The organism is Vreelandella sp. L-15, from assembly GCF_056857635.1.
Map to the genome: position 1 here is coordinate 1 of NZ_JBSXNN010000081.1, position 12,781 is coordinate 12,781.

11 protein-coding genes are annotated in these 12,781 nt (G+C 54.7%); 8 read left to right on the forward strand and 3 right to left on the reverse strand.

The features are described from left to right. Positions 1–192 (forward strand): hypothetical protein (locus AC13CY_RS12115; RefSeq protein WP_483052580.1); only part of this gene is annotated, 192 nt, incomplete at its 5' end. A 108-nt stretch (positions 193–300) separates the two neighbouring features. Here AC13CY_RS12115 and AC13CY_RS12120 read toward each other — a convergent pair. The 3 genes from AC13CY_RS12120 to AC13CY_RS12130 are packed head-to-tail and all read right to left on the reverse strand — an operon-like array spanning position 301 to position 2,472. After that, positions 301–543, reverse strand: coding sequence for a helix-turn-helix transcriptional regulator (locus AC13CY_RS12120; protein WP_172515135.1), 243 nt, complete (start codon positions 541–543; stop codon positions 301–303). Then, the gene (locus AC13CY_RS12125) at positions 536–2,260 is read right to left on the reverse strand and encodes a DUF927 domain-containing protein (protein WP_172515134.1); all 1,725 of its coding nucleotides are present in this window, start codon (positions 2,258–2,260) and stop codon (positions 536–538) included. Before AC13CY_RS12125 ends, AC13CY_RS12120 begins: the two co-directional genes overlap by 8 nt. A gap of 11 nt (positions 2,261–2,271) precedes the next feature. After that, entirely contained in the window at positions 2,272–2,472 is a 201-nt protein-coding gene (locus AC13CY_RS12130; protein ID WP_008174219.1) for a helix-turn-helix transcriptional regulator, read from the reverse strand. A 739-nt stretch (positions 2,473–3,211) separates the two neighbouring features. Here AC13CY_RS12130 and mobI point away from each other — a divergent pair. From mobI to pglX, 7 genes are all read left to right on the forward strand, one after another. Then, positions 3,212–3,814 carry a conjugative transfer protein MobI(A/C) gene (mobI, locus tag AC13CY_RS12135; protein WP_483052581.1) on the forward strand — a complete coding sequence of 201 codons (603 nt, stop codon included), beginning with the start codon at positions 3,212–3,214 and terminating at the stop codon, positions 3,812–3,814. Positions 3,815–4,063: 249 nt separating this feature from the next. Next, complete coding sequence (locus AC13CY_RS12140; RefSeq protein ID WP_008174223.1) at positions 4,064–4,273, forward strand: helix-turn-helix domain-containing protein; 210 nt, start codon at positions 4,064–4,066, stop codon at positions 4,271–4,273. After that, positions 4,270–4,884 carry a DUF1819 family protein gene (locus tag AC13CY_RS12145; protein WP_113879483.1) on the forward strand — a complete coding sequence of 205 codons (615 nt, stop codon included), beginning with the start codon at positions 4,270–4,272 and terminating at the stop codon, positions 4,882–4,884. The genes AC13CY_RS12140 and AC13CY_RS12145 overlap by 4 nt, the downstream gene beginning before the upstream one ends. Next, the gene (locus AC13CY_RS12150; protein WP_483052582.1) at positions 4,881–5,492 is read left to right on the forward strand and encodes a DUF1788 domain-containing protein; all 612 of its coding nucleotides are present in this window, start codon (positions 4,881–4,883) and stop codon (positions 5,490–5,492) included. Before AC13CY_RS12145 ends, AC13CY_RS12150 begins: the two co-directional genes overlap by 4 nt. Before the next feature lie 43 nt (positions 5,493–5,535). Then, complete coding sequence (gene brxC / locus AC13CY_RS12155) at positions 5,536–9,105, forward strand: BREX system P-loop protein BrxC (RefSeq protein WP_483052583.1); 3,570 nt, start codon at positions 5,536–5,538, stop codon at positions 9,103–9,105. 9 nt (positions 9,106–9,114) lie between these two features. Beyond that, the gene (locus tag AC13CY_RS12160; protein ID WP_483052584.1) at positions 9,115–10,782 is read left to right on the forward strand and encodes an ATP-binding protein; all 1,668 of its coding nucleotides are present in this window, start codon (positions 9,115–9,117) and stop codon (positions 10,780–10,782) included. A 130-nt stretch (positions 10,783–10,912) separates the two neighbouring features. Continuing rightward, positions 10,913–12,721, forward strand: coding sequence for a BREX-1 system adenine-specific DNA-methyltransferase PglX (gene pglX, locus AC13CY_RS12165; RefSeq protein WP_483052585.1), 1,809 nt, complete (start codon positions 10,913–10,915; stop codon positions 12,719–12,721). Positions 12,722–12,781 lie beyond the last annotated feature (60 nt).

A 12,781-nucleotide genomic window follows, 5' to 3' on the forward strand; every position in this document is an offset into this window, starting at 1 on the left:
GATGATTCCGGCAACGTGACCAGCGATTCCGGAAAATTGCCCAAAATCGGTCACGATAAAACGGAATGCGCGGTCACCATCATCCAGAATAGGCGGTCACGTTCAAACGGAATGGGCGGTCACGATAGGGCGGAATATGCACCAACGCTGCCTGAATCAGCTGCCCGGGAACCGGACGGACCGGGTTTATAACAAGCATGCGTATTTTGAAGAACGAAGAAAGGCTCACGAGGCGCTCTGCGAATGGTTAGCGCCCATCGTGAGAGGTGAAGTTAGTTCTGGAGAGTAAAAGGGGCCAAATCAAGCCCCTTGCTGTTCGATCCAGGCCAACAGATCCGATAGCCGCCACGCCACCGAGTTGCAGCCCAGCTTGAGCCGTGCCGGAGCCGCTCGCTTTCGTTCCAAGGTCCACCACTGAGTCCGGCTGACGCCGGTAATCGCGCGGCGATCCCCCTCCCGGACCAGTCGCTCACACTGTCCAGAACGAGCCAGAAGCTTAGTGCGCACCTCTTCCGAAGGCGGACTGAAGATTTTGTCACTCATCCTCTACCACCTCCGGGTTGTCGCTGGGAAAAGTGGGAAACTGGGAAAGGGTGTCTCCATTTGGAACGCTCTGCCAGTACGTTCGCACTCTATCGGGCCAGACGGCAAAAAAGCGCTCGGAGCGGTCCGGAAGCGTGACTTTCAGTGTTCCACGATTTTGCTCGTTTGTCTCCAGAAAACCCCTCTGAAAAAGGGGCTCAATGTCGGCCCTGTACCGGCTCGGTAAGCCTAGATCTTTGAGGAAAGTCTCCCTTCTGACTAGCCATTGGCGCTCGCCGCTTACTTCTCGCCTAAAGCCCAACATTCTCCCATAGTGCCCGCGTTCGAATTTTGAGAATTTGTGGTTCCAGCGCTCGACTGCGTCACGTAGACGAATCAGGATACTATGTTCCTCAGCGTCAAAAACATGTCCACGACGCTGAAGCCATGCAGCTATGACTCTCTCGACTGCCTGCACTGAGCTGGTTTCCGTCCAAGGCAGCAGATAATTTCTGCAGGCTAGACACAATGCTATGGCTACGAGAGCAAAGCGCTTGAGCACGCGGATTACCTGGGAAGCCATATGTGGAGTGACCCAGGTGTCCAGCAGCTTTTTAGTTTCCCGCTGGATGTATATAGGTAGCTCATCAATGTCGTCGGTCAGGCGTTCTATCCATTCTCGGAATAGCGCACCGTAGTATTTCTTCGTGTGCTTTTTTAGTGTGTCTACCAGCTCCTGAGAGCTCGGAAGCCCATGCAAATCATCAAAAGCGCCATACTTCCCAAAAACGGGTATTTCAACCAGGCGAGTTTTTTGCCCCGCTCTTACAGGCTTCCCGAGTTGTTGAAAAATCTCTGAAAGCCAGATTTCTCCCGAGCTGAGGCCCAGCGTTCGCCAGTGCGTTTGAGGGGCAAGGTCTCCGGTTTTCTGGGCGCGTAATTTGCTCGTACCGTTAAGGATTTGATAAGTGGCTACATCAACATCTTCAGGCTTGGCTAAGCCGATCTCATCGAGTGCCAGCAGCATGTCATTATGCACTGCAGATACTGCCGCCAGTCCGTTGGACGTCGATATCCAGCTACGCATGAACGTCTGGGCGCCACAAACGCTGGTAGCGATTTGCAATAAAGTAGTTTTTCCACATCCGGAGTGGCCGGCGAAGTGAAAAGCACCGTTTTCAAGGTCAGCGGGTTGCAACAGTGGTGCAGCCAATGCCACGCCGACGCTGAATACCGCTAAAAAGTTTCCAGCGCAAAGGCGGCCTACGTGAGCCTGCCAATCTTGGAGAGAGCCCTTTTCTGACAAAATGTGGTCGGTTGATAACTGCCCAACATAGTAGTGCGGTTCGCCCGCTTGACCGGCAGTCCAGCCACTCGTCGCGAAAATTTTCCCGTGCCAGCCTGTGCGGTCTACAGTGGTAGCAGGCGGCGCTTTTGCCATCGCCTCAAGCAAATATTGCAGTATCTGCGACCAAGCTGCGTTGCCGGGCTTAAGCGGATAACCCGTGTCGACAAAAAGCTCTTTTATCTGACGAGCGTTCTCACCATGCAGGTCGCGGGCGTAAACCACCTCCCTCAGCATGGCGTTATCAAAGTTTTTCCATTGTAGTAGCACGCCGTGACCGTGCTTCTTTCCGGTAAGACGAGTCCGGGCGACAACCTCTAGCCAGCCGCCAAGCCAGTGCCACTGCTCAGAGCCGTAGCTGTACAAGCCGGAATCCCTCAGCTGAAATTTCATTTGCACCTCCGTCACAGCCGATCTAGCCAGTCACGAACATCCTGAATCCGGAACCTGACGGCCCTTCCTTGCGGGCTTGGCTTTATGGGGGCAGGGAAACGACCGGCTTTCACGTACCGTCGAAGCGTGGCTTGCGAAAGCTGGGTGACGGCACAAACCTCTTCATAGGTGAGCAAACGCTCATTCGTCTCGTTGAAATACTGTCGTTGCATAATCCACTCCTGATTCGTTGTTTAACGGACAGGAGTGATTATGAATAGTCCTGAATTCACACCAGAACCGTGGAATTGGCCAATTTGGGCGCAAAGAGAAAAAGATATTAAAACGCTGAATTTAAAGGATAAATTTTAGGGTTTAGGCGTTTTCTATGTGGCGGCCATCGGTTTTTGGACAAATTCTGGCGAAAATGTGAACAGTCTCCGCTAGCCGCCACCATCACGGCATCATTTTGTGAAGCGGTAATGCGCATTGACTTTCACATGTGAAAGTCAATGCTGGACGTGATCAAAACAGCCTCTTAAAGAGCCTTTTCGAGGCCCTGTTATTTTACGGGGCATGTCCATATCACAACGGGGCTCCAAAAGGTCTCTTCCAAGCCCTTTGTAAGTGCCCCGAGGAAGTAGCGGGAATTGTCGTAGCGACGACAGTCAGTCCGGTTCCATCAAGCCACCGGATACCGGTGTTTTCACTGAGGTGGGAGGCCAGGGTCCCAAATAAATACCGGTGCACGACGCTTTCAGCCCATGCTACCTATGCCGTCGGGCAGGGGGAACGCAACGCGAAAGTCCCAAATCAGGTAGTCACGTGGACAGGAATTGGAAAGGTCCCATGGCTTGGAGGAAAGGATCTGCTCCGCCCCCGCCTTTGTATCCAAAAAGGGCAAAAGCACATGGCAGCTCAAAGCACTCGACGGATTACGATTGTTGGCAAATCCATAGCGAGGAGCCAGCCATGAGCAAACGAATGACTCACCAGGAAATCTGCGCAGAGTGGGAGGCGGTCAGCCGAGCCCAAAATGTGAACCACCAACGTGGTATCAAAGCCGCCATAACGCAATGCCGTCAGTTTCTGACGGCGATTCACCAGCAAGCGGACGTGGAGCAAGCAAGGTACCGCTATCTGGCGCAGCGGCTCTGTGATCACTTCTGGTCCCACAACATGGCTCATCGTACCGACAAGACACCCGGCTATCCCGGGCACTTCGGCTGCCGCGTTCGACTCAGAAAAAGAAAACTGGAATTGTCCTGGTACTACAACCGCTTTATCCCGAAGAAGAGTGGCGAGGGCCGATCAGTTTTCAGTGAGTACATCCGCAAAGAAGGTCGGTTCCGCTATCACAAACCGGCCTTCACGCGGGCACAGGACTGGGAGAAACCGCTCATCATGGAAACTGAGGACGGTTTTGAAATGTTGCGAAGGCTCAATGCCAACCAGGCGGAGCTTTGTCGAATCGTGCGGAAAAGCGAGCGCCTCCTGAAAAATCTGGAGGAGCACCTCGGTGGACTGAAGGAGGCGACCAGCGGGAGTTCAAGCCCCTCCAACGAGGAGGGATGAGGGCTGTTGGCGGTAAAAGGCATGCCGCTCACACCGCAGGTGTTGATTGCGTGGGGCTATTGATGGGATCGCCCAGATTTCAGGTGGCTATATATGCCGTTCTTTGCTGGTCTATCCGGGTCAAATCGGTTGAATGCAGCGTGGTACCTCTATATATTGATCAGTCAATGTAGTGTAGGGCTGTTCCGCCCATGAGACCGTGCCGCCTCAGATAAGGTGGCAACACCATCGCCCATAGGAAGCGAAAACATGGCCGAGATGGAAGATCGCTGGTTATCCGTAGACGAAATTGGCAAGCACCTCGGTGTCAGCAATGACACCGTGTACCGCTGGATCGACAAGCACGCAATGCCCGCCCACCGCATGGGGCGATTTTGGAAGTTCAAAAAAGTCGAAGTGGATGAGTGGGTCAAGGGCGGTGGAGCCGCTGAGACGAGCAAAGGTGAGCGTTCCGAATGACCCAAGGCCGGTATCGCATCTCCTTCACGTCCGGCAGCCTGTATCACCGCGAATCGGTGAAGTTGGCCGAGCTGTACCTGTCGCTCCGTGACTGGGAAGATGTGCGGACTCAAGCTCTACATGACAACCTGCTACAGGCCAGAACAGAAAGCACGGCAAAGCGCACCTGTAGAGAGGCGATTGCACGCCTGAAGACGTTGACCGAAAGCGAACTGACTTTCCTGGCCGAGGCAAACCACCAGGACCAGGCTCACCTTCTGTGGGTTGCCGTGTGCCGCCTGTACCGCTTTATCGCGGACTTTGCGGTGGAAGTGCTACACGAACGGTTTGTCGCGATGAAGCTGGATCTCAGTTTTGAGGATTTCGATGCCTTCTACAATCGTAAATCGGAATGGCATGACGAACTGGATAATGCCAGTGCCTCAACGCGCGATAAATTGCGGCAGGTCCTGTTCAGAATGCTGCGGGAGGCAGGGTTGTTAGCTAAGGACAAAACCATAAACGCAATACTGCTAAACCCCAGGCTGGTTGAGTTGCTGCGTCAGAACAATCCTGACGAGTTTTTTTACTTCCCAGTCTATGAATCCGATATCAGGGGGATGTCAGCTTGACAAAGGACATTGCCAAAATGCCGATGCAGGAGCGACTACAGCACCTGTTCAGCGTGGTTTCCGGCCAGCGATTCCTGAACAAACAGGGGCTGGGTAATGAAGTGCCTTTCTTCATCTGTCCCTACCGGCCTGAAGAAGCGGTCGAAATGGAGCGTCTTCAGCGGCAGTTGGTTAACCGACTGGAGCAGGCGGGCATCCGGATCCTGAGCATCAATCTGTATGACCTGGCCGTCGATCTTTTGAAGCAAAGAGACATCTGGGACCAGGTGCTGGAACTTGAGCCCACTGTCTCAAAGGATCAACTGAAAGAACTGTTGCAGGGAGTGCTGGATCCGGAAGCCCATTTGGTGCCCGCTATTGCGGCAAAGCTCCAGTCCGTTGAGTTTGACGTGCTGTTTCTCTCAGGGGTGGGGGAGGTCTTCCCCTACATACGCTCCCATAACGTGCTCAACAACTTGCAGAGCACCGCCAAAGACCAGCCAACGGTGATGTTCTTCCCGGGCTCCTATACCCACTCGCTGGAAACCGGTGCATCACTGGACCTGTTCGGCAGGTTGCATGACGACAAGTACTACCGTGCGTTCAACATCTTTCATTACGAAGCCTGAGCAGACGACACGATTCGAGGCGTAATTATTAAGGGAAAGTGCAATGACATTGAAGAACATTTTTCTAAAGCCCGTTGACCGCCCCATTGAAGGCGTTATCAAAGCCGACGATGAAGCCAGTCTTCGCCTCGAAATTGAAGAATACGTACTGACCAACGAAGTCGAGAAGCGTCTCGAAGAGTTCCTGGACGCTTACAACAATTACGAAGGGGCCAACGGTGTATGGGTATCCGGCTTCTTCGGCTCAGGTAAGTCGCACCTCCTCAAGATGCTGGCCCTTCTGCTTGAAAACCGGGAGATGGACGGTGCTACTACCCTGGACCTGTTCCTTCCCAAGTGCAGTGAGAATGAAATTCTCCGGGGCGACCTGAAGCGAGCTGTCTCAATTCCGGCGAAGAGCATTCTGTTCAACATCGACCAGAAAGCCGATGTCATCAGCAAAACCCAAATCGATGCGCTTCTGGCCGTGTTCGTTAAAGTCTTCGACGAAATGTGCGGCTACTACGGCAAACAAGGGCACATTGCCCAGTTTGAGCGCGATCTGGACGGCCGTGGCCTGTACGAACAATTCAAAGCCGAGTACGAGACCATCGCCGGCCGCCCCTGGCAGAAAGGCCGGGAGCAAGCCCTTCTGGAAGGCCCGAATATTGCCAAAGCCTACGCCGCTGTGACCGGTGGCGACCCGCAGTCGGCAGCGGGCATTCTGGACAAGTACCGCAGCGAATACCGCGTTTCAATTGAAGACTTCGCGGACAATGTGAATGCCTATATCGAGAAGCAGGCAAAAGAGGGTGGCCACAAAGAGTTCCGCCTGAACTTCTTTGTGGACGAGGTCGGCCAGTACATTGCCGACAACACCAAGCTGATGACCAACCTGCAAACCATTGCCGAGAGCCTCGCCACCAAGTGTCGGGGCCGGGCCTGGATTATCGTCACCGCCCAGGAAGAGATGAAAAACGTGGTTGGCGAAATGGGCAAGCAGCAGGGCAACGATTTCTCGAAAATTCAGGCGCGGTTCAATAATCGTATGAAGCTGTCCAGTGCGGACGTGGCGGAGGTCATCCAGAAGCGCCTGCTAACCAAGACCGAAGAAGGCGTCAATCAGCTGTCGGACGTCTATCACGCGCAGGCAAACAACTTCAAAACCCTGTTTGACTTCGCGGATGGATCGGCCACCTACCGGAACTTCCGGGACAGGGACCACTTCATCCACAGCTACCCCTTCGTCCCCTACCAGTTCGCGCTGTTTCAATCGGCGATCCAGAACCTGTCACAGCACAACGCCTTCGAGGGTAAGCACAGCTCCGTCGGTGAGCGCTCCATGCTGGGGGTTTTCCAGCAGGTGGCCATCCACATCGGCAACCATGAGGTGGGCCAGCTGGCCACCTTTGACCTGATGTTTGAAGGCATCCGCTCTGCACTGAAATCACAAATACAGCGGGCGATTATTCAGGCCGAGAACCACCTCGATAATGCCTTCGCCATCCGGCTGCTGAAGGCCCTGTTCCTGGTCAAATATGTCAAGGAATTCAAGCCCACGGTGCGCAACCTTTGCGTGCTGATGCTGGATGCCTTCGATCAGGATCTACCGGCACTTCGCACCAAGGTCGAAGAAGCCCTGAGCCTTCTGGAGCAACAGACCTACATACAGCGCAACGGCGACCAGTACGAGTACCTGACGGACGAGGAAAAGGACGTCGAGCAGGAGATCAAGAACACGGAGGTTGAGTCATCGGACGTTGCGGACGAGCTGGAAAAGATCGTTTTCGACTTTGTTATAAAACAGCGCAAAATCCGCTATGACGCCGGCTCCTCCCAAAACCAGGGGCAGGACTACTCCTATTCGCGCAAACTGGATGATCGTCTGCATGGGCGTGAATACGAGCTCTCGATCAATGTCATCAGCCCGTTCCACGAGCATACTGACAACGAGCAAATGCTCCGTACAGCCTCAACCTACAAGGCGGACGAGCTGTTCGTGCTCATGCTGTCGGACGAGCGCCTGGTGCGGGATCTGCTCATGTTCAAGCGCACCGAGAAGTACATCAAGCAGAACATTTCCGTTACCCAGCAGGAAGCGGTTAAGCGGATCCTGAATGACAAGGGCTTTCAGAACCGTGAGCGCGAGGCCAGGCTCCGGCAGCAGGTTCAGACCCTCATTGGCAAGTCCAAGTTGCTCATTGGCGGCGCCGATGTGGAAGTGGCGAATGAGGACCCCCAGACCCGCATTATCCGGGGCTTCCATGAGCTGATTTCACGGGCTTACCCCAACCTCCGCATGTTGCGCGGCGTTTCCTACACGGAAAGCGACATCAGCAATTGCCTCAACCGTACAGACGATGGCCTTTTCGGTAACGACGCCACGGCCCTGGCGGAATCCGAGCAGGAGGTGCTGGCGTTCATTCAGAGCAACAACCGGGGCGGTGTCCGCACCACCTTGAAGAGCCTGCTGGAAAAGTTCGAACGCAAACCCTACGGCTGGTATTACGCCGCGATTCTCTGCACCCTGGCCAACCTGTGTGCCCGTGGCAAGGTGGAAGTTCGTCTCGACGGTAATATCCTGGAGGACAGCGAGCTGGAGCGCGCCCTGCGTAACACTCACGGCCACGGCAACGTGGTGCTGGAACCACAGATTGAGTTCACCGCCTCTCAGGTCCGAGCCCTCAAGTCATTCTACGAGGACTTCTTCGACAGCCCGCCCCGCAGCAGCGAAGCCAAGGCCCTGGGTAAAGAGGCCGGCGAAGCCTTCCAGGACATGTACCACGACCTGGATCGGCGGATAGCGCAGGTCGATCAGTACCCGTTTCTCAATGCCTTGAAACCTGCCCTGGAGACGCTGAAAGAGGTCGCCGGAAAGCCCTATACCTGGCACTTGACGGAATTGGGTAAGCAGGAAGACCAGCTGCTGGACCTGAAAGAAGATGTCATCGACCCCATCCGCAAGTTTATGGGGGGGGCACAAAAAGACATCTACAACCAGGCTCGGTCCTTCCTGCAGAGCCAGGAGCCCAACTTCATCTACGTGTCCGGGGACGAGATCGAGCAGATTCGCACCATCCTGAACGACCCCAACTGCTACAAAGGGAATCGCATTCAGCAACTCAAGGGCCAACTGGATAGCCTGCAGGAACGCATCGACGAGAAAGTGCAGCAAACCCGAACTCAGGCAGAAACCTCCCTGAAGACCATGCAGGAGCGAATGCAGAGCATGGACGAATATCAGACCCTGCCGGAACCGCGCCAGGATGAGCTCAACAAACCCTTCCGAGATCTGGTCGATTACATCGGGCAGGAGCGCTTGATTGCTGTGATCAATGATCGTCTGCGCTTTTTTGAAGACCAAGGCTATCAGAAGGTTCTCGCTCGAATGGTCTCTATGGCCCACCAGAAAGCGGCGCCAGAGGAAACGCCAGAACCTACTGGCTCAAGCGAAAGCGATGGGAAGCCGCCTCAAGTCAATGAATCACCGGCGGATTACGTGCAGGCGCGTAATCTTCAGGTTGTTTATGACAAAGCCTGGCTGGCCAGTGAAGCCGACGTGGAGCGTTACCTGGAATCTCTGCGAGAAGCCCTGCTGCAAGAAATCCAGCAAGGCCGCAAGGTGCAAATATAAGAGATGGCTATGAACGATATAGAGCGGGATCTCCTTGAGCTAATTCGCGGCGGTGAAAATCTGACCGTCGAGTTCAAGAGCGATGCCAAAAGCCTGCCGGACCGGGATCTGATAGCCGCAGTGGTGGCCTTGGCCAATACCGAGGGCGGCGACCTGTTTCTGGGTGTTGAAGACGATGGCACGCCGACCGGGCTGCACGCCAACCACCGTAACCTCACTGGCCTGCCAGCACTGATTGCCAACAAGACCATCCCATCGCTGGCTGTGCGTGTTGAAGCCCTTGAGCTGCAGGGGAAGCCCGTTGCCAGAATCCACGTACCCAAATCACGGCAGTTGATATCCACCTCGGATGGCCTGCTGCAGCGCCGGCGCCTGAGAGTCGATGGCTCCCCGGAGGCCGTGCCGTTCTATCCCCATGAGTTCACTCAACGCCAATCATCGATGGGGCTTATGGACCCTTCAGCCATGGTGCTTGAAGAAATAAGCACCGACCAACTCGATCCCTTGCAACGTCTGCGCATTCGCAATGCCATTGAAAAATACGGTGGTGAGCAGTCTCTTTTGGCCCTGTCGGATGAAGAGCTGGATGGAGCACTGGGTTTAGTCAAAACCATTAATGGCAAACCACAGCCGACTGTTGCAGGCCTATTGCTCTTGGGATCTGAGGCATTGTTGCGGCAGCACCTCCCGGCCTATGAAGTCGCCTTTCAGGTACTGCACGGCACCGAGGTACGAGTTAACGAGTTCTACCGCAAGCCGCTGCTGGAAACCTTCGAACAAGTAGAGCTTCAGTTCAAGCCGTGGGTAATAGAAGAAGAGCTGGAAGTCGGGTTGTTTCGCGTACCGATCCCCAACTACGATCGGCGCGCCTTTCGGGAAGGTTTCGTCAACGCGCTCGTCCACCGGGACTTTAGTCGCCTCGGGGCAGTCCATGTCAAACTGGATGACAGCGGTCTGAATATCAGCAGCCCCGGCGGCTTTATCGAAGGGGTCAATCTCAATAATTTGCTGGTGGCCCCACCACAATCTCGCAACCCCCTGCTGGCTGACATCATCAAGCGAATTGGTCTGGCTGAGCGTACCGGGCGTGGCATCGACCGTATTTACGAGGGGATGTTGCGTTATGGCCGGCCCGAGCCCGATTACACCTTGTCCACGGCCTACTTTGTCAATCTTTTCATGGCCAATATCGCTGCAGATCGAGACTTCCTGAGGATGGTGGTCGAACAGCATGACAAGCTGGGGAACTCGCATGTTGAGCCCTTGATCGCACTTGCCCGCCTGAAAGATGAGCGCCGACTGACCACGGGCGAACTGGCACCAGCGTTACAGAAAAGTGAGCCGCAAACCCGGGTTATTCTCGAAAGATTACTCGAGGTTGGCCTGGTTGAGGCTCACGGCACTGGTCGTGGCCGTAGCTATACCCTGAGCGCCAAGGTATACCAGGGGGCGGGCCAAAAGGTGGCTTACGTGCGTCAAGCCGGGTTCGATGCCATCCAGCAGGAGCAGATGGTACTGAGCTTTATTGACACTCACGGAAGCATTAAACGCGCGGACGTCATGGAGCTCTGCCACCTCGATAGAAATCAGGCTTACCGGCTGCTAACCAGAATGAAAGGCGCCAAACAAATCAAGCAAATAGGTGAGCAGAAAGGCGCTACTTATGAGCGGGTTTAAGCTTTTTGCGCGCAACATGTGCTCACCGAGCATATATATGCTCACCGAGCATATATGCGCTGCATGCGAAAGCGTAACGACAACACAGAGCGCCTGCTCTGCGTTCAAAAGCAATTCAGCAGGTTATTGAATGGAAACTGCAAAACTTAAAAAATTCGCCCAATTCGCTCGCCGCAGCCTCCTCGAACAGGTCACAGCCAAGCTCAAACTGGTATTGGCTGATGAGAGTCCTGCCCGGCGAGAAAGGCCGCTGGCGATTAAAAAGCTGGAAGAGGCGGTAACCGACCAAGGCAAAGAGCAGGTTATCGAGCGGGTGGCCTATATCTGGTTCAACCGCTTCTGCGCCCTGCGTTTTATGGACGTGAATCGTTACAACCGCATTGGCATTGTTTCCCCTGCTGAGGGGCAGTTTCAGCCCGAGATCCTGGCGGATGCCAAGATGGGCCATATCGATGAAGACATGGTGTCGGAGCCAACCCGCGAAAAGATCTTCGCTCTGCTGGATGGCAAGGTGCCCAGCCGCGACCCGCAGGGGGAAGCCTATCGGCTGCTGGTGGTGGCCGCCTGTAACTATTGGTACAGCGCCATGCCGTTCCTGTTCGAGCGTATCGACGACTACACCGAGCTGCTAATGCCGGATGACCTGCTCTCCGGCAACTCGATTCTGGCCTACACCCGCGAAGCCATGACGCCGGATGCCTGTGAAGATGTCGAGGTTATTGGCTGGCTGTACCAGTTCTATATCTCTGAGAAAAAGGATCAGGTATTCGAGGCGCTGAAGAAGAATAAGAAAATCACACCGGCCAATATCCCCGCCGCCACCCAGCTTTTCACGCCGCACTGGATTGTGCGATACCTGGTGGATAACTCGCTCGGCCGCTTGTGGATGCTTAACAGACCAAATTCAGACTTGGTGGACCAGATGGAGTATTACATTCCTCCGGAGGAGACTGAGGCCGATTTTCTGAAAATCGAAGGCCCGGAAGAGCTCAAGGTTTGCGACCCAGCCTGCGGCTCCGGCCATATGCTGACCTATGCTTTCGATCTGCTCTACGCCATTTATGAAGAAGAAGGCTACGAGCCGTCCGAAATCCCGGAAAAGATTCTGACACACAACCTTTACGGTATTGAGCTGGATGAGCGCGCCGGTGAGCTGGCCGCCTTCGCTCTGACCATGAAAGCCCGAGCGCGTCAGCGGCGTTTTTTCAACAAAGGCATCAAGCCCAACATCTGCGTGTTGGAAAAAGTTAGCTTCACTCCAGATGAACTGGAAGAGTACATGAGCGCCGTGGGCCGCGACCTGTTCACCCAGGGCTTACGTGAAACCTTGCAACAATTCGAGGAGGCTGACAACTTCGGCTCCCTGATCTTGCCCAAGCTTACCAACGTGACTGACGTGCTGGCCGAGCTGGAGACCAAGAATCTGGGTAGTAACCTGTTCCTGGCCGACACGCACAGCAAAGTACTGAAAGTACTGCGCATGGCCGAAGCCTTGAGCCCGCGCTACGCCGTGGTCGTCGCCAACCCGCCCTATATGGGCGGCAAGGGTATGAATGGACGGCTTGGCGCCTGGGCCAAGGAGAACTACCCAAAGAGCAAGTCCGACCTGTTTGCAATGTTCATAGAACGTAATCTGGATATGGCGGTAACTGGCGGCGCTGTCGCCATGATCACGATGCAAAGCTGGATGTTTCTGTCTTCCTTTGAAGCTTTGCGCGGCCGCATTCTCAATCAACACACTATTTTGTCGATGGCTCATCTGGGCGCGCGAGCCTTTGACAGCATCGGTGGCGAAGTGGTCTCAACGACTGCTTTCGTGCTCGAGAACACCCATAAGCCGAACTATAGAGGCGCGTTTCTCCGATTGGTCGATGGCAATTCGGAAGCTGAGAAGATGGCCATGATGGCACAGGCTATTGCGCAGGGTAGATCTGCATGACCAGCAACCCATATCTCAAGCTTTGCAGGACCCACAAGCGGTGTGTCTTTAAAGAATCAG